Source organism: Leucobacter sp. Psy1 (genome assembly GCF_020096995.1).
Lineage (GTDB): Bacteria > Actinomycetota > Actinomycetes > Actinomycetales > Microbacteriaceae > Leucobacter.
Genome location: NZ_CP083692.1, coordinates 2,987,819 through 3,004,144, shown reverse-complemented (window position 1 = coordinate 3,004,144; position 16,326 = coordinate 2,987,819). Strand labels below are relative to the sequence as shown.

Genomic DNA, 16,326 nt, shown 5'->3' with positions numbered 1-16,326 from the left:
GAGACGACGATGTCGACACCCGGTGAGACCGGTACCGAGACCTGGCCCCTGTGGGAGGTCTTCGTCCGTGCAGGGCGCGGGCTCAGCCACGTGCACGTGGGGTCCCTCCACGCGCCCGACGAGGCGATGGCGCTGCGGAACGCCCGCGATCTGTACACCAGGCGCAATGAGGGCCTCTCGATCTGGGTCGTGCCCGCTGCGGCGATCACGACGAGCGACCCGGACTCGAAGGGCGTGTTCTTCGAGTCGCCCGCGGGCAAGAACTACCGCCACGCGATCTACTACACCCGCGCCGAGGGGGTGAAGCACCTGTGAGCGACACCCACCTCGATGACGTGCACGGCGATGTCCACGGCGATGTCAGCGTCGATGAACTGCAGCTCTCGGAAGAACTGCTGGGGGTCTCGGGTACCGCGTCGGACGACGTGGCCGAGTACGCGCTGCGTCTCGGCGATGACGCCCTGATTCTCGCGCAGCAGCTGGGGTGGTGGATCTCCCGCGCCCCGGAGCTCGAGGAGGACATGGCGCTCGGCAACATCGGCCTCGACCTGCTCGGGCACGCCAGGGCACTGCTCCACTACGCCGGTACCGCGTCCGGACGATCCGAGGACGACCTCGCGTACTGGCGCGACGAGCCCGATTTCCGCAGCTGCTGGCTCGTCGAGCAGCCGAACGGGCACTTCGGCGACACGATCGCGCGTCAGTTCCTGTTCTCCGCGTACCAGGCGGAGCTCTACCGGGAGCTGCTGCGCAGCGACGATCCCTCGCTCGCGGCGATCGCGGGCAAGGCCGACCGCGAGGTGAGGTACCACCTGGATCACGCGGTCCAGTGGATCCTGCGCCTTGCCGGCGGCACCGACGAGTCCCGCGGGAAGATCATCGTGTCGCTCGAGGAAGTGTGGCCCTACATCGATGAGCTCTTCACCGACGACGCGCTGACCGAGCGCCTCGCGGGCACCGTGCCGCAGCCGTCGGCGCTGCGCCCCGCCTTCGACGCGACGGTCGACGCCGTGCTCGCCGAAGCCGAGCTCGAGCGCCCGGCGAAGAAGCCCGCCATGGCCGGCGGCCGCGAGGGAAGACACAGCACCCAGCTCGGCTACATCCTGGCCGAGATGCAGTGGCTCGCGAGACGCCACCCGGGTGCGACGTGGTGACGGCGGAGCTCACGGGCGTCCGCCCCGCCGACGTCGAGGCGGCGCGGGCGTGGGACCTTGCTGCAGAGGTGCTGGATCCGGAGGTGCCTGCGCTCACGATCGAGGATCTCGGGGTGCTGCGCGAAGCGCACGTGGACGGGACCTCGGCGCGCATCGTGCTGACCCCGACCTACTCGGGCTGCCCGGCGATCGACCAGATGCGCGACGACGTGCGCGCGAAGCTCACCGGCGCCGGGTTCACCGATGTCGTGGTCGACACGACGCTCAGCCCCGCATGGACCACCGACTGGATGACCGAGGAGGGCAAGCGCAAGCTCGAGGAGTACGGCATCGCGCCCCCGAACTTCCGCTCCGCGATGCACCGCGGTCCGATCCCGGTGCAGATCGCCGTGAAGTGCCCGCAGTGCCAGTCGCTGCGCACCCGGGAGATCGCACGGTTCGGCTCGACGTCGTGCAAGGCCCTCTACGAGTGCCTCGACTGCCTCGAACCCTTCGACTACTTCAAAGTCCACTAGGCCGCGAGAGGATCACCATGGCCGCCATCAATCTCGGCAGGACTCAGCGCGCGAAATTTCACGACCTCACGGTCTCCGACGTGCGCCCGCTCACCGAGTCGAGCGTCGAGGTCACGTTCGCCGTGCCCGACGAGCTCGTCGCTGAGTACCGCTACGCCGCGGGGCAGTACCTCGCCCTCCGCACGACCATCGACGGCGAGGACGTGCGCCGCTCCTATTCAATCTGCAGGCCGCCGGCTGACGGCAGCATTTCCGTCGCGATCAAGCGCGATCTCGGCGGGGTGTTCTCCAGCTGGGCGAATGAGCAGCTGCAGCCGGGCGACACGCTGCAGGTCATGACGCCGCAGGGCGCGTTCACGTCGAACCTCGACGAGCTCGACGGCAAGCGGGTCGTCGGGATCGCCGCTGGCTCGGGAATCACGCCCGTCATCACCATGGCTCACCGCGTGCTCAGCCAGAGCGACAGCGCCAGGTTCGACCTGCTGTTCACCAATCGATCGTCGCTCGACGTCATGTTCGTCGAGGAGCTCGCGGACCTGAAGGATCGCTACCCGCAGCGCTTCGCCCTCCACCACGTGCTGTCGCGCGAGCAGCGTGCGGCGCCCATCATGTCGGGCAGGCTCGACGAGGAGAAGCTGCGCACGATCCTCACGACGCTCATTCCCGTCGGCATGGTCGACGAGTGGGTGCTCTGCGGTCCGTTCGAGCTGGTGCAGCTGTGCCGGGACCTGCTCGCCGAGTTCGGCGTCGAGTCCTCGCACATCCGCTTCGAGCTCTTCACAACGGGCGAGCCAGGCCAGGCGACCCCGACGCGTGCGCGTCCGGTGGAGGTGCAGGAGGGCGAGAAGACCATCGCGATCGACTTCCGACTCGACGGAACCTCGGGGTCTGTGGCGAGTCCCGTGAGCGCGAACGAGACGATCCTCAACGCCGCCCTGCGGGTCCGCGCCGATGTTCCATTCGCGTGCGCCGGAGGCGTCTGCGGCACCTGCCGCGCGAAGATCGTCGAGGGATCCGTCTCGATGACCGAGAACTACGCGCTCGAAGCCGACGAGATCGAGCGCGGCTACGTGCTCACCTGCCAGTCGCACCCCACGTCGGATCGCGTCTTCGTCGACTACGACGCGTGACACCCGAGCCCGACACCCGCCCACGAAGAGGAGCCCCGTGATCGACCTCACCATCGCCGACGATGTCGCCGAGATCACCCTGAACGCACCCCAGAAGCTCAACGCGCTCGACGCGGCAGCCGTCGACGAGCTCTCGAGTGCCTACGCGCGGGCCGCCGACGCCGGCGTGCGTGCGCTCGTGCTGCGCGGCGAGGGGCGGGCGTTCTGCGCCGGTCGCGACATCTCGGGCGTCGACCCGCGCGAGGACGATGTGCTCGGGTATCTCGAGGGGCGCATCCAGCCACTCATGGAGCGGATGACGGCGTTCCCCGCGCCCACCTTCGCCGTTGCGCACGGCGCCTGCCTCGGGGTCGGGCTCGGCCTGCTCATCGCGAGCGACGTGGTCTACGTCGCCGAGTCAGCGAAGATCGGCAGTCCGTTCGCGAACCTCGGTGCCACCCTCGACTCGGGCGGGCACGCGCTGTTCGTCGAGCGTCTCGGCGCGCACCGCACCCTCGACCTCATCTACACGGGGCGACTCATGTCGGGATCGGAGGCGGTGGATTCGGGTCTCTTCTCGCGGGTCCTCCCCGACGACGACGCGCTCGAAGTGACCCGGAGTGCGGCAGCGCAAGCGGCCCGAGGCGCCACCCGCGCCTTCCTCGCGTCGCGCGAACTCGTGCGCGACCTGCGCGACCGGCGCATCGGTCTCTGGGAGTCGATGGCCGACGAGAACCGCGCCCAGGCGGCTCTCTGCGATACGGACGACTACCGCGAGGGGTTCGCCGCGTTCCAGGAGAAGCGGAAGCCGGTGTTCCATGGTCGGTGACGGTCTCGAATCGGGCAACTGGGTCGCGCAGAACGGCTCGGGAGAGCTCGCCGATGCCATGGGTATCGAGTTCACGGAGTACACCGTGGAACGCACCGTCGCGCGGATGCCGGTCGCCGGCAACCGTCAGACGGTGGGGTACCTCCACGGAGGAGCATACGTCGTGCTCGGCGAATCGCTCGGCTCGATGGCGGCCAACCTGCACGCGGGGCCCGGCCGTCTCGCCGTCGGCATCGACGTGAACGCAACGCACGTGCGCTCCGCGACGTCCGGGTACGTGACAGGGGTGTGCACGCCGATCCACCTCGGTCGCACGCTCACCGTCCACGAGATCGTCGTGGAGGACGACGAGGGGCGCCGCTGCTGCACCGTGCGGATCACGAACCTCATCAAGGACGCCCCGTCCGAGTGACCGCTGCGCGTCGCCGCGGAAAACCCTGATGACCCGCCTACAGTGTGGTTATGGCAGAGCTTTCGGAAGGTGTCGGGGACGCCGCCGAGGCGCGAGTCGTCGAGTGGGCGCGGTCGCTCAGTGAGGCCCGGACTTCGGGTCGCGAGCATCCTGACCTGGTCGGTGGTGCGCGTCACGATGCGAGCGGGTTGGCGTTCACGCGGAGAGTCATGGACCTCCTCGCCGGGTCGGACGACGCCTTCGCAACGGCGTTCGGGCTGAGGGAAGCCTCCAGGGACCTGCCGCAGACGCTTCCCGTCCGTGATCGTCTCGCGGTGCGCGCCGGTGGGCTCGCGTCGCTCGGGCTTCCGTGGGCGGTCGTGCCGATCGCGCGGCGCTGGTTGCGCGACCGTGCGAAGCACCTCGTGCTCGCGGCGCGCCTGCCGAATGATCCCGAGCACCCGAACCGCGCGGCAGCACTCGCGACGGCCCTCGAGCGGCGCACCGCTGCCGGCCTCAGACCCTCGGTGCGTCTACTCGGCGATCCCGTCCACGGCCCCGCCGCAGCGGATCGCGAGGTGGAACGACTCACCGCCCTTGCAGGCTTCCCCGGCGTGACCGACCTCATCGTCGACGCCGAGCGGGTGATGCCCGGAGGGACCGACTGGTCATTCGAGGCCGATGTCTCGGATGCCGTGACGCGCCTCCGCCCGCTCCTCGGCGCCGCCCTCGCGCACGAGGTGGGCGTCACGCTCGAACCTTCGTCCTATCGCGCTGCTCGCCTCGTACCCGAGGTGATGCTCCGCGCACTCGCGGATCCCGCACTCGATCGAGTGCGGGCGGGGGTGGGGATCCTGACCGAACTGCCCGACTCCCGCGAGCTGCTCGAGCGGGTGCTCCGCTGGGCCGGACTCCGGGCTGCAGAGGGCGGGGCGCCGCTCGAGGTCGTCCTCGAGCACGGCGGCATCGTCGGTGCCGAACGCATCGCCTCCATCCACTCAGGCCTGGCGGTCCCCGCGCTTGACGAGCGCACCGAGGTCGACGCGCAGCTGCTCAGGCTCGCCGACCTGGTGCTCCGCCCCGAGCACGCCGCCGTCGTGCGCGTCGTGATCGCGAGCGATGATCCGCACCTCATCGCCGCCGTCGAAGCCATCGCGCAGGAACGCGACCTCGCAGGCATGCTCCGATTCCGACTGCGCGCCGGGGTCGGCGACGATCTCGCGGAGCATCTCGCCCGCTCTCGGGCCGGAGTCAGGATCGCGCAACCCCTCGTCCGCCCCGCCGAGTTCGGCGGCGCCGTCGACCTGCTGCTCGGGCTCGCCGCCGAGGCAGCCGATGAGACCTCAGCGCTTGCTCGCCTCGACGGCGTGCTGCGCGGCGACACTGAGGCGCTCGCCGCGGAGGATGCACGCCTGCGCGCGGCCCTCGAAGCGGCGTCAGAGCCGTTCCCGCCCGTCCGACGGACGCAGCAGCGTGCGCGGGAGTGGGATCCGAGCGAGCGCGACAGTGCGCTGTTCTACCGTGCGCCCGACGATCCGTCACCGTTCCAGACGGGTGGATTGACCGCGGCAGTGCTCGGGCTCGGGCGCGCGGACACCGGCGAGGTGCAGCTCGAAGCGATGGGCTCGCCCATCGCGATCCCCGTCGTCTCTCAGTCCGGGTTCGCCGCCGAACCCGTCACCGACGCGACGGTGCCAGCCAACCGGGAGTGGGCGCGGAAGCTGCTTGAGCGCGCGGCGGAGCACCGTGGCAACGCGGCGGCCGCACCCGCACCCGCGGAGACTGCGGCAGCCGACACTGCAGCGCCCGAGATCGAAAGGATCCTGGAGCGCGCCCGCGCCGCCGGAGATCGCTGGGCGGCGCAGAACCACACGCTGCGCGCGACCCGCCTGCGGCGCGCTGCACTCGCCACCGTCGCTGCGCGCGACCGGCTCACCGAGACCATGGCCGCCGATGTCGGCGCGCCGATCGGGGTCATCGACGCGACCGTCACCGACATCGTCGACGTCGCCAGGTACACGGGTCAGCTCGCCGAGAACCTGAACGCGGTGCGCGGCGCGAGCTTCCACCCCGACGGACTCGGGGTCGTGATCGCGGGCGCATCGGCCACCTTCGCCGATCAGGTCGAGAGCGTCGTCGCGCTCCTCGCCGCGGGCAGTGCCGTGGTGTGGGCGCTCCCCGCCGCGCATCACCGCGCCGCCGACGTGCTCATCGAGGAGTGGGCGGGATCAGGGTTGCCAGCCGACACCGTGACGACCGTCGCGCTCACCCCGGGTGATGAGCAGGATCCCGACGGTGCTGTGGCGTTCGCCCGCGCGCTGGGTGCTGCCGAGACGCCGGTAGATCGTGCCACGGTGCTCGCGAGCCCAGGGGCATCGCGGGCGATCGCGCAGCGACGGCCGGAGCTCCGGCTCGACAGCAGGTTCCCCGCGACCGGAAGCGTGATCGTCACTCCGGCCGCCGAGATCGACTCCGCCATCGCCGACGTCGTCGCCTCGGCCTTCGGTCAACCGGGGCCGCGCGAGGTCAGCCGGGTCATCCTCGTGGGCGCCGTGCACCGGTCGCGACGCTTCCGCGAGGGGCTGGCGGATGCCGTGCGCGGCCTGCGGGTCGGAGACTCCGCGGCCCCGGGTGCGAACGACCCCCTGGGGTTCCAGATCGGGCCGCTGCCCGCTCCGCCATCCGCGGCGGGGCTCCGCGCGCTCACCGAGCTCGACAAGGGCGAGGAGTGGCTCGTGGAGCCGCGGCAGCTGGACGAGACCGGCCGTCTCTGGGCCCCCGGCGTGCGTCTGGGGGTCGCGAGCGGTTCGCGGTTCTGGGAGGACGCGCGAGACCTTCCCGTGCTCGGTCTCACCCACGCCTTCACGCTCGGCGACGCGATCGCGACCCAGTCGGCGGGCGGCGGTGCGGTTGCAGGGCTCCAATCGCTCGACCCCCGCGAGATCCTCCACTGGCTCGACCGGGCGCAGGCTGCGGCGCTCGCCGTCAACCGGCCCACCACAGGTGCTCGGGTGGAGCGGCATCCCAGTGGAGCGTGGAACGACGCGGGCGCCGGCATCTCCGCGCTCTCGGGCGGGCCGCAACGCCTCCTCACGCTCGGCACCTGGCAGGTGCGCGAGGGGACGCGCAGCTCGACCCTGCACCTGCGAGGGCTCGATCCGGAGGTGCAGATCTTGATCGAGGTCGCGCAGGAAGCGCTCTCTTACGAGCAGTTCGACGAACTCAGGCGCGCGGCGCTCGCCGACGTGCTCGCCTGGCGCACCTCGCTCGGCGTCGTCCGAGACACCGTCGGACTCGGGATCGAGCGCAACGCCCTCAGACACTGGCCGGTGCCCGTGCAGATCCGGCTCTCCGAAGGCGAACCCGTTGCCGAGCTGCTGCGCGTGATCGCGGCGGCACTGCTCGTGCGTGCCCCGTTCGCCGTATCGACCGGGCACGTGCTGCCTGATCCGGTAACGGCGTTCCTCCGCACGCAGGGCATCGCGCTCTCCCTCGAGAGCGACACCGACTGGCTCGAACGGGTCGTCGTCACGCCGCCCGCCGTCGACGGCGCGCCCGTCGCCCGCGTACGCATGATCGGAGGCGATCGCGTGCGCACAGCCGAGTGGATGAGCGGTGGCGCCGACCTCGCCCTCTGGGCCGAACCCGTCACCATGGCGGGCCCGGTCGAGCTCGTCAGCCTGCTCCGCGAACAGGCGATCTCGGTGCGCACGCACCGCCACGCCATGGGAGCACCGTCCCCCGAGCTCGACGAATGGATGGCCGAGTTCGAGCGATAGCGCGCAGCGCGCGTCGTGATTTCCGTTTGCGGTGGCGAAACGGTAATGTTGGTTCTCGGCTGCGGTGACGCGGCCATTGGCGGGTTGCCCGAGCGGCCAAAGGGAGCTGACTGTAAATCAGCCGGCACAGCCTACGGGGGTTCGAATCCCTCACCCGCCACAGTAGAAGCCCCCGATCCGGTACTCGTTCCGAATCGGGGGCTTTCTCCGTCTCAGACGAGGTGATCCTCGTTCGGCCCGGCCGCTTCCTCGGTGCCGATGAACTCGAGGATCATGCCGGCCACCGGTTGCGGGCTCTTGATGACGGCCTCGTGGCCCCTGCCGTCGATCTGCCGCGACTCGGCATTCGGGAACGCACCGGCGAGCTCGTCGACCCACTCCGGCGGGCAGACCGGATCCGTCTCCCCGCGCAGCAGTAGCGTCGGAGCTTCGATGCTCGAGCAGATGTTCTCGAGCCGGTGCCTGAGCATGAACTTGAGTTTGTTGACGAACCACAGCGGGCTGGTCTTGGCGTACTGCCAGAGTCCGAGCAGCAGGACCTTCGGTCCCTCGCCCACGAGGTCCTGGACCATGCGCAGGCTCTGCTGGCGGGCCGTGCGCTCGTGCCGGTTCACGGTCGGCGCGATCAGGACGAGTGCCTCCACCAGGTCGGGGTGATTGAGTGCCACCTCCGAGACGACCTGAGTGCCCATCGAGTGCCCGACGAGAACGACTGGGTCGTGGGCCTCCTGACGGATGAACCGAGCGACGTTCTCAGCGGTCTCCTCGATACTCGTCGTGGACCCGGGTTCGGGGGAGTCTCCAAATCCGGGCATGTCGATCGCGAGCACCCGGCCGGACGAGGAGAGTTCTGCGCCCAACTCGGCGAAGACGACCCGGCCCATGCCGATGCCGTGCACGAGGACGAACACTCGGCCGTCGGGGCCAGGGGTGTCCGTGAATGCGATCTGGACGTCACCGTTCCGATGCGTGCGGTCGCGACTTTCCATGCCCACCAGAATATCGCCGTCAGCCCGCCTCGCTGCGCCTCCGGTGCCTAAGCGACGAAGAAGATGGCGAGCAGTACCAGGCCGACGGCCACGAAGATCCCACCCAGGAGCTTGATGAAGCCGCCGTTGTGCATGAACGTGTCGATGACCGCGCGGGATGGTCGCGACGGGTCGTACGCGACCTGAACCGGCACGTTCGCTCGAAGCCGCGATGTGTCACGGTGCGGGTGCACCGTGAGGACGCGGTCCTCCACCGGATACTCCACGCGCCAGTCGCCCGCGATGCCGCGCCCGCGGATCCAGCGTCCGGTGACGGTCACCCATCCGCTCCGTCGCCCGCCGCCGGCCCGGATGCCCCACAGCACGGCGATCACCCCGAGGGCGATCGAGACGAGTGCGATGAACACGAGAGGAGGGAGCGGGTCCATGAGGCCAGCGTAGTGATCGATGCCGTTGACGAGTCCGGTCTGGCTTGTAGGGTCGAGATATGTCATCGTCGACTCGCACTCGTGTGCCGGCGGCACTGATCGCCGTCGCTGCCATCGTGCTCGCAGGTTGCGCATCCGGTGAGTCGGACTTATCGCACTTTGAGCGTGCCCAATCCTCGAGAGACGTCGTGGAAGATGGAACCGGGATTCTCGACAGCGTCGATGCCGAATCCACGCGCTTCCTCGCTGCAGATGGACGGGGATCGTTCTACGCGGCGCAGCAGGCCGGGTCGCAGAACCTGTGCGTTGTCACGGTACACGCCGGATCTCGACTTCCGATGCTGAGCTGCACATCGGCTGACACCGTGGAGGTGCACCTGGGGGACGTCGTGTACGTGCTCGGCCCGCGCGCCCAGCCGGGTGAGGGCTGGGAGGAGCTCGCCGATCGGTTCTGGCGACGATAAGGAGGAGGCGGCGAACCGCCTCTCCGAGCACTAGCGCGCCCGCGCCACCCGTCGCCCGGAGGTGCGGTTCGCGCGCACCCGGAACCAGAGGTTGAGCTCGCGCGCCGCGCGCAGAGCGGCGACGGCGTCGTCCGATCCGTGCACGTCGCTGAACGAGTTGCGGAAGCCCTGCGGCAGCGCCTCGCGCGGTGCGGGGAGCGCGACGTAGCCCATGGTCCAGTCGGAGAAGCGACGCTCGACGATCGATTCCTCGTTCAGCACGCGCACGTCGGTGTGGCGCTCGTCGGCCCGGATTCGGTCCATCGCCTCGTGCACGGCCTCAGGCGTGCCCTCGAGGGTCTGGAAGAACCGGTTCTCCCGGAACAGCAGCATCCCGGTCAGTCCGTTGCGCTCGTTCGCCGCTCGGCTCTGCGCGAGGAGCGAGGAAAGCTCGGCCTCGTCGAACGTTGCGACCGCGGTGCTGGAGTACATGAGGGTGAGGAGCGGATCCTGCTGCAACGTCGTCATCACTTCCGGTAGGGGCTACTGGGCCGTCTCGAGCGGTGCCGAGGGGCCGTCGGTGACGACCTGCATGGCGGACGGAAGGTCGGCGAAGACGCCGATCTCCCGGGAGAACATGTCGCAGGCGAGAAACTCGTCGTCACTGCGCCGGTCGATGTACCCGAGAAACTCGCCGTCGCGGCTGCCGACATGAAAGCCGTCCTCAACCATCGCCCAGAGCACGCCGGGGGAGGCGAAGGGTTCGGGTGCTGCGGTCATCGGTGTCGGCCGTCCTCACATCGGGAGCCGGAAAGAGCCGCCGGCTGCGGAGCGGCTTTACTCTACCCGAGAGAGGCCCCTCGCCGGGGAGGGTTTCTTTTCAGGAGGTAATGCGATACGCGACCCAGTGGTTCAGGTGGCGGACACTGTCTCGGCAAGACTGTTCAGGGCGTCACCATCGAGTCGATAGACGTCCCACTCATCCTGCGGTTGCCCGCCGACGCTGCGGTAGAGCCCGAGCGCGAGCTCGTTCCACTTGAGTACTTTCCACTCCAGTCGGGCGTAACCGTGAGCGTCGCATTCGGCGGCGAGGGTTGCCATGAGGCGACGGCCGAGTCCCGATCCGCGCGTGGACGGCCGCACGTACAGATCCTCGAGGTGGATCCCGTGCACGCCCTCCCAGGTTGAGTAGGTGAGGAACCAGATCGCGAAGCCAGCGAGCCGCTGCTCACTCCCGTTCTCGGTTGCGGCATCGCCAGCGGGATCGGCATCGGCGACGTGCGCGAAGACGGCGGGCGAGTCGCCGAAGAGCGTCTCGTGCAGCTGCGCGGCCGTCGTCTTGACGGCGTCGGGCTCCTGCTCGTAGACGGCGAGCTCGTGGATCATCTCCAGGATCTCGGCGACGTCTTCGGGGCGGGCGGGGCGAATCGTGTGGCGGGTCACGCGTCCATCGTAGACGGGGCGCGGTCGGGAGCCTCGATGAGTTGCTGGAGTGCGGCCTTGTGCGCCGCGTAGGCTTCGCGGCCCGACGGCGTGAGCGAGAGCAGTTGGCGTGATCGGCGGTCGCGGACGATCGCCTCTTCCGTGACATAGCCCGCGTCGGCGAGTTGACCGATCTGCTTGCTCAGTGCTGACTTGGTGAGGCCGATGCGCTCGAGGATCTCCCCGAACTCGACGCCGTCCGCCTGGGAGAGCATGGCGCAGATGCGGAGCCGATGCGGAGCGTGGATGAGCGGGTTGAAGGCGGCGTCAGGCACGGCGGGTCTGCTGCCAGTAGCGGGTGCCCGCCGTCGCGAGGAGGCCGGCGAGGACGATGCCGCAGACGGCCCAGATCCAGCTGCCGACGGTGTTGGCCAGCAGTACGGGGAGGAGCGCGAGGATCGCGGCGATGATGATGCCTGGCAGCGCCCGCGTCCACCTCACGCGGACACCGCGGTACGGAGAGGGCCCGAAGCTCACGCGGCCGACGAGTACGGCGACTAGGAGTGCGCACGCGATCACGAGGCCTCCGACGATGCCGCGGACGGGCTGGTCGGGTCGTCCGAGCGCGTTGAGGAGGAACATCACCAGGAGGAGGGCGGCGAGCGTGGGGAAGTACCAGCCGGGGACCGGTCGATTGACGGTTGCCGACTCCTCCTGCTCCGCGAGGTGCAGGGACTGGCGCGCCTCTTCCGGGGTGGGCGCGGCACCCGATGCTCGTGTTTCCATGCCGGAAACTATATCACGAGTTTCCAAAGTGGCAACAGAACATCATCACTCCCACCGGAAGCAGAGCGCCGCCACGACCGCGCCGATGACCACGGTCACCGCGAGCGTCATCAGGTTCGATGCCTCGATCGGCTGGCCGGCCCACGCTGCTCCGAGCGCGTCGACTCCCGCGCCGAAGGGGAGTGCGTCGCCGATCCGTGTGATCGCTTCGGGGAGCGCGTCGCGCGGGCCGAACATGCCGCCCAGCGCGCCGAGTCCGAGAAACCCGATGAGGCCTATGGCGACGGCGGAGTTCGGCGTCGGTGAGATCGACGCGACGACCATGCCGAGGGCGTACATGGCGAGCATCGTGGCGAGCAGGACGCCGATGGCGGCAGCGATGCGGTGCGGCGGGTTCGCGCCGAATACGGCGGAGGCGACACCGTAGGCGATCCCGATCCCGATCACCGCCTGGACGAAGCTGACGGCGACTTGTACCGCGAGCACCATGAACGGTGAGAGCGGCGTCGTCGCGAGGCGTTTCAGCACGCCGGATCGGCGATAGTAGGCGAGGAAGCTCGGCATGTTGACCACCCCGATCATCGTCGCGATCATGACGCAGACGAGCGGGAGGACGTACAGGTCGAGCACCGTGCGATCGGCGACGACGACCTCGGTGCCGGCACCCGAAGCCGACATGAGCAGGATCAGGAGCGGCAGCCCGAACGGGATCACGAGCCCCGCGGTGTCGCGCGCGGTCATTTTCGCTTCGCAGACGCAGAGCCGCACCCAAGAGCGGAACCCCGGCCGGTGTGCCCGCTCGGGAAGGGCACGCGTCGGTTCGATCGTGGTCATGAGGTCTCCTCCTCCAGTTCGAGTTCCTTGCCGGTGAGCGCGACGAACGCTGCCTCCAGATCGCCCACCCCCGCGTCGCGCACGAGTTCCGCTGGCGTGCCGGTCGCGAGCACGCGCCCGGCGTCGAGCAGGACCACGCGGTCGCAAAGGCGCTCGACCTCGTCCATGGCGTGGCTGACGAGAATCACGGTGCACCCCTCGTCCCTGATCTGCGCGACAGTGCCCCACATGCGCCGTCGAGCGCGGGGGTCGAGGCCCGTGGTCAGCTCATCGAGGATGACGATGCTCGGTCGCCCGGCGAGGGCCAGCGCGATCGAGAGTCGCTGCTGCTGACCGCCCGAGAGGTTATCGAAGCGCACCCGTTGATGCTCGTGGAGATCGACGAGGTCGAGCAGATCCTGCGCCGAACGCGGGTGGGGATAGAAGCCGCGGTAGAGGTCGATGAGCTCGCGCACGGTGAGGGCACCGTGCAGCGTGGCGCTCTGCAGCTGCACACCGAGGATCTCTCGCACCCGAGCACGGTCTCGCTGCGGGTCGAGCCCGAAGACGCGCACGGTGCCGCGATCCTGCGCCCGTCGGCGCCTGAGTCCCGCGATCACCTCGACCGTCGTCGTCTTGCCTGCGCCGTTCGCGCCGAGTACGCCGAGAATCTCGCCGCGCTCCGCCCGGAAGCTGACGTCCTCGACTGCCACCCGCTTGCGGTAGCGCTTGTGGAGGTGTTCGACGAGCACGGCGGGGCCCGTCGTCTCGCCTGTCGGTGTGTGTTGCGTGTCCATGCCAGCACGCTATGAGCGCGGGCGGGGCCTTCGCGCGTGCCGACGGTCACGGATCGAACCGTGACTTTCGGCACCTGTTCCCGGGCGGCGGCCTCCCTCTACGCTGAACAGATGCGACGTTTCGATCCCGAGATCTGGGCCGGGGGCTTCATGCTCGCGGTGACCCTGGTTCCGGTGGCCCCTGTCGTCTTCGGCGCTCTGCCCCTCGAGATACCCCGCCCGGCCTGGATCGCCATCTACGTCGTCATGGTGCTCGCCATCATCGGTGCGTTCTGGGGCGTCGGTGACCGGTGGTGGCCCCGCATTTCGTTCGGGATCGTGGTCGCCACCAGCTGGGCGCTCGTGCTCACGGCGACGCACACCGGCCTGCTGCCCGTCCTCTTCGTCGTTGCGGTCGCGCTCAGCCCCTACCTCGTCCCGGTGTGGGCCGGCATCGCCCTTGTCGCGGCGAACTCGATGGTGCTGGCCATCGCGCTCCTGAATCTGCCGGGAGGCTCCGGCGGCGGTGCCGGCGGGTGGGGCGAGCTCGCGGTGGGGCTCGGGTTCTACGTCATGATTCAGGCGGCGTCGCTGCTCAGCTCGGTCGCGATGCTCCGAGAACAGCGCTCGCGTCGCGAACTTGCGGAGGCGCACGTGGAGCTCCAGGCGGCGTCGGTACTGCTCGCCGAGTCAGCGCGCACGAACGAGCGGCTGCGCATCTCGCGCGACCTTCACGATCTGATCGGGCACCAGCTCACGGTACTCACCCTCGAACTGGAGGCTGCGAAGCACCGACTCGCGTCTGGCAGCAGCACGGGTGCCGTGGTCGCCGAGCACGTGGACCGGGCGGACGGCGTCGCCCGCGAGCTGCTCTCGAACGTGCGGGAGACCGTGGGCGAGCTGCGTGCGGAGAGCGCCGACCTCACCGCGACCCTCCGGAGCATCGTGCAGGATCTGCGGGAACCCCTCGTCGAATTCGACATCGGGCCCGACCTCGAGCTCGATGAGGATCGCACCCAGCTGCTCGTACGCTCCGTGCAGGAGATCGTGACGAACACGATCAGGCACGCCCAGGCCCGCACGTTGCGCATCGAGGTGAGTGCGACCCCCACGGGTGTCGAGCTGCGGGCCCAAGACGACGGGTGGGGTGCCGGCGATATCGAGCTCGGCAACGGACTGCGCGGGCTGCGCGAGCGCTTCGAAGCGTTCGGTGGTACCGCGGCATTCGACGGATCGCGCGGGTTCAGCGTGGTCGCGAGGGCGGAACGATGACCCGCGTGGTCGTGGTCGACGACCAGGCGCTCGTCCGCCAGGGGATCGGTACGCTCCTCGAACTCGCCGGCGTCGAGGTCGTGGGCGAGGCCGCCGACGGGGCTGAGGCGCTCGACGTGATCGACGCGTGCGAACCCGAGGTCGTGCTCCTCGACCTGCGCATGCCCGGGCGGGATGGCATCTGGGCACTGCAGCAGCTGCGTGAACGAGGGAGCGAGGTGCCCGTACTCGTCCTCACCACGTTCGACGACGACGCGCTCGTGCTCGAAGCCCTGCACGCCGGCGCGCGCGGATACCTCCTGAAGGACGTTACGCTCGAGCGTCTGACGCGCGCCGTAGAGGTGCTCGCGGACGGGGGCACGCTCATCGCCCCGACCATCACCGAGCGGCTCTTACGGACCATCCGCTCCACGCCGCCGCCGCTCGGGTCTCCGGAGGCGCCGCTCGAATCGCTCACCGAGCGCGAACTCGAAGTGCTGCGCCTCATGGCCGAGGGGTACGGGAACCGTGAGATCGCCGAGGCGCTCTTCCTCGCGGAGGGGACCGTGAAGAACCGGGTTTCCGGGATCCTCCTGAAACTCGGGGCTCGGGATCGCACGAAAGCCGTGCTCCGCGCGCTGCACGAGGGGATTCTCGACTGAGCGCAACCCCCGTTATTCACGTACCGCATCCAGGCCCCATCGCCTATTCTCGGAGCATGGAAACGAAGACCGTCGACGACGTGACCTACACGCTCACGCGCCGAGACGCCCCGGAGAACGACCTCCACAACTGGTACTGGCTCGGCTCAGACGGCACCGCACTCGAACTCGACGAGGCCGAGCAGCGCGCCCTGCGCATCAGCGACGTCATCCTCGACGAGTAGCAGGGCGGGCCGCGTTCGGCTGTCTCGCGTAGTTCAGCCGTCGAGCAGGGAAGCGGTCTCGGCGAGGTGCAGTCCCCACACGAGCGGGCCGACGACGATGAGGTACATCAGTCCGAGGAAGACCGCGTAGGTCAGCGAGAACCCGGCGCAGGCGAGCTTGGTTCCCGGTTGAGAGAAGTGATCTCGCACCTTGGCGAAGAGCGCGCTCGGATGCCGCACATCCCAGCTGTTCACGCGGAGGTAGCGACCGAGATACATGCCCAATCCGACGAGGAGCAGGACCCCGCTCACGACCAGTATCGCGCTCGGGTGGGCGAACAGCACGGCCTCGTCGCCCAGCACCAGGGCGACGAAGATGAGGTGCGCGAGGAAGACGTTCACCACGGTGTTGATCACGCCTGACATCGCCAGAGTGATCACGAGGATGATGTCGAACCACATCGGTACCGGGTCATCCTCGCTGCGATGCGACTGATTCAGCTCGGTGATCAGATAGCTCGCGTTCGGCAGCATGAGCAGCCAGAGCAGACCGAGGACGATGACTGCCACCGTTCCGACGGTGCGGTTAAAGGGCAGCAGCACCGCGCTGGCGCTCGCGAGCAGCAGCAGGGCGATCGGTGCGATGGAGAGCCCGATGTTCAGCAGCATCGGTCGATACAGCTGCGTGCGGTAGACCACGGCCCGAGCCAGCACGAGTACGGTCGCGTACGCGTTCAGGAGCGCGGCGCCCACGAGTACGAAGACCATGGCGAGCA

At 69.2% G+C, this 16,326-nt stretch carries 21 protein-coding genes and 1 tRNA gene; 12 read left to right on the top strand and 10 right to left on the bottom strand.

Annotated features, from left to right (window positions below; all coding sequences use genetic code 11):
- Positions 1 to 9 precede the first annotated feature (9 nt).
- From paaB to K8P10_RS14215, 8 genes are all read left to right on the top strand, one after another.
- A complete protein-coding gene (gene paaB, locus K8P10_RS14250; protein WP_224779549.1) occupies positions 10 to 315 on the top strand; it encodes a 1,2-phenylacetyl-CoA epoxidase subunit PaaB in 306 nt (101 codons plus the stop codon).
- Entirely contained in the window at positions 312 to 1,154 is an 843-nt protein-coding gene (gene paaC / locus K8P10_RS14245; protein WP_370631897.1) for a 1,2-phenylacetyl-CoA epoxidase subunit PaaC, read from the top strand. Before paaB ends, paaC begins: the two co-directional genes overlap by 4 nt.
- On the top strand, positions 1,148 to 1,669 hold the full coding sequence (paaD, locus tag K8P10_RS14240) for a 1,2-phenylacetyl-CoA epoxidase subunit PaaD (protein WP_370631896.1): 522 nt from the start codon (positions 1,148 to 1,150) through the stop codon (positions 1,667 to 1,669). The genes paaC and paaD overlap by 7 nt, the downstream gene beginning before the upstream one ends.
- Before the next feature lie 17 nt (positions 1,670 to 1,686).
- Positions 1,687 to 2,799, top strand: a complete 1,113-nt coding sequence (paaE, locus tag K8P10_RS14235) for a 1,2-phenylacetyl-CoA epoxidase subunit PaaE (RefSeq protein ID WP_224779547.1) — start codon at positions 1,687 to 1,689, stop codon at positions 2,797 to 2,799.
- A gap of 37 nt (positions 2,800 to 2,836) precedes the next feature.
- On the top strand, positions 2,837 to 3,607 hold the full coding sequence (locus K8P10_RS14230) for an enoyl-CoA hydratase/isomerase family protein (protein WP_224779546.1): 771 nt from the start codon (positions 2,837 to 2,839) through the stop codon (positions 3,605 to 3,607).
- Complete coding sequence (locus K8P10_RS14225; protein WP_224779545.1) at positions 3,597 to 4,019, top strand: hotdog fold thioesterase; 423 nt, start codon at positions 3,597 to 3,599, stop codon at positions 4,017 to 4,019. Before K8P10_RS14230 ends, K8P10_RS14225 begins: the two co-directional genes overlap by 11 nt.
- A gap of 50 nt (positions 4,020 to 4,069) precedes the next feature.
- Complete coding sequence (locus tag K8P10_RS14220) at positions 4,070 to 7,777, top strand: proline dehydrogenase family protein (protein ID WP_224779544.1); 3,708 nt, start codon at positions 4,070 to 4,072, stop codon at positions 7,775 to 7,777.
- Positions 7,778 to 7,855: 78 nt separating this feature from the next.
- Positions 7,856 to 7,937, top strand: a tRNA-Tyr gene (locus K8P10_RS14215).
- Between the two features lie 52 nt (positions 7,938 to 7,989).
- On the opposite strand, the gene K8P10_RS14210 is transcribed toward K8P10_RS14215, so the two are convergent.
- Both K8P10_RS14210 and K8P10_RS14205 read right to left on the bottom strand, forming a co-directional pair.
- The gene (locus tag K8P10_RS14210) at positions 7,990 to 8,766 is read right to left on the bottom strand and encodes an alpha/beta fold hydrolase (protein ID WP_224779543.1); all 777 of its coding nucleotides are present in this window, start codon (positions 8,764 to 8,766) and stop codon (positions 7,990 to 7,992) included.
- Between the two features lie 47 nt (positions 8,767 to 8,813).
- Complete coding sequence (locus K8P10_RS14205) at positions 8,814 to 9,260, bottom strand: DUF3592 domain-containing protein (protein ID WP_224779542.1); 447 nt, start codon at positions 9,258 to 9,260, stop codon at positions 8,814 to 8,816.
- Between the two features lie 122 nt (positions 9,261 to 9,382).
- Between K8P10_RS14205 and K8P10_RS14200 the strand changes: the two genes are divergently transcribed.
- Positions 9,383 to 9,658, top strand: a complete 276-nt coding sequence (locus K8P10_RS14200) for a hypothetical protein (protein ID WP_224779541.1) — start codon at positions 9,383 to 9,385, stop codon at positions 9,656 to 9,658.
- 30 nt (positions 9,659 to 9,688) lie between these two features.
- On the opposite strand, the gene K8P10_RS14195 is transcribed toward K8P10_RS14200, so the two are convergent.
- The 7 genes from K8P10_RS14195 to K8P10_RS14165 all read right to left on the bottom strand — a co-directional run bounded on the left by K8P10_RS14195 (position 9,689) and on the right by K8P10_RS14165 (position 13,455).
- Positions 9,689 to 10,165 carry a BLUF domain-containing protein gene (locus tag K8P10_RS14195; RefSeq protein ID WP_224779540.1) on the bottom strand — a complete coding sequence of 159 codons (477 nt, stop codon included), beginning with the start codon at positions 10,163 to 10,165 and terminating at the stop codon, positions 9,689 to 9,691.
- Between the two features lie 15 nt (positions 10,166 to 10,180).
- On the bottom strand, positions 10,181 to 10,417 hold the full coding sequence (locus tag K8P10_RS14190; protein ID WP_224779539.1) for a hypothetical protein: 237 nt from the start codon (positions 10,415 to 10,417) through the stop codon (positions 10,181 to 10,183).
- Positions 10,418 to 10,549: 132 nt separating this feature from the next.
- Positions 10,550 to 11,080, bottom strand: a complete 531-nt coding sequence (locus K8P10_RS14185) for a GNAT family N-acetyltransferase (protein ID WP_305069233.1) — start codon at positions 11,078 to 11,080, stop codon at positions 10,550 to 10,552.
- Positions 11,077 to 11,394, bottom strand: coding sequence for a transcriptional regulator (locus K8P10_RS14180; RefSeq protein WP_224779538.1), 318 nt, complete (start codon positions 11,392 to 11,394; stop codon positions 11,077 to 11,079). Before K8P10_RS14180 ends, K8P10_RS14185 begins: the two co-directional genes overlap by 4 nt.
- Complete coding sequence (locus K8P10_RS14175; RefSeq protein ID WP_224779537.1) at positions 11,387 to 11,845, bottom strand: hypothetical protein; 459 nt, start codon at positions 11,843 to 11,845, stop codon at positions 11,387 to 11,389. The genes K8P10_RS14180 and K8P10_RS14175 overlap by 8 nt, the downstream gene beginning before the upstream one ends.
- Before the next feature lie 45 nt (positions 11,846 to 11,890).
- Complete coding sequence (locus K8P10_RS14170; RefSeq protein ID WP_224779536.1) at positions 11,891 to 12,679, bottom strand: ABC transporter permease; 789 nt, start codon at positions 12,677 to 12,679, stop codon at positions 11,891 to 11,893.
- Positions 12,676 to 13,455, bottom strand: a complete 780-nt coding sequence (locus K8P10_RS14165; protein ID WP_224779535.1) for an ABC transporter ATP-binding protein — start codon at positions 13,453 to 13,455, stop codon at positions 12,676 to 12,678. The genes K8P10_RS14170 and K8P10_RS14165 overlap by 4 nt, the downstream gene beginning before the upstream one ends.
- 111 nt (positions 13,456 to 13,566) lie before the next feature.
- Between K8P10_RS14165 and K8P10_RS14160 the strand changes: the two genes are divergently transcribed.
- The 3 genes from K8P10_RS14160 to K8P10_RS14150 are packed head-to-tail and all read left to right on the top strand — an operon-like array spanning position 13,567 to position 15,571.
- The gene (locus K8P10_RS14160) at positions 13,567 to 14,706 is read left to right on the top strand and encodes a sensor histidine kinase (protein WP_224779534.1); all 1,140 of its coding nucleotides are present in this window, start codon (positions 13,567 to 13,569) and stop codon (positions 14,704 to 14,706) included.
- The gene (locus K8P10_RS14155) at positions 14,703 to 15,347 is read left to right on the top strand and encodes a response regulator transcription factor (RefSeq protein WP_224779533.1); all 645 of its coding nucleotides are present in this window, start codon (positions 14,703 to 14,705) and stop codon (positions 15,345 to 15,347) included. Before K8P10_RS14160 ends, K8P10_RS14155 begins: the two co-directional genes overlap by 4 nt.
- Positions 15,348 to 15,403: 56 nt before the next feature.
- Entirely contained in the window at positions 15,404 to 15,571 is a 168-nt protein-coding gene (locus tag K8P10_RS14150) for a hypothetical protein (protein WP_224779532.1), read from the top strand.
- A 33-nt stretch (positions 15,572 to 15,604) separates the two neighbouring features.
- Here the strand turns inward: K8P10_RS14150 and K8P10_RS14145 are convergent, their stop codons facing one another.
- Complete coding sequence (locus K8P10_RS14145; protein WP_224779531.1) at positions 15,605 to 16,318, bottom strand: DUF1361 domain-containing protein; 714 nt, start codon at positions 16,316 to 16,318, stop codon at positions 15,605 to 15,607.
- Positions 16,319 to 16,326: the final 8 nt, after the last annotated feature.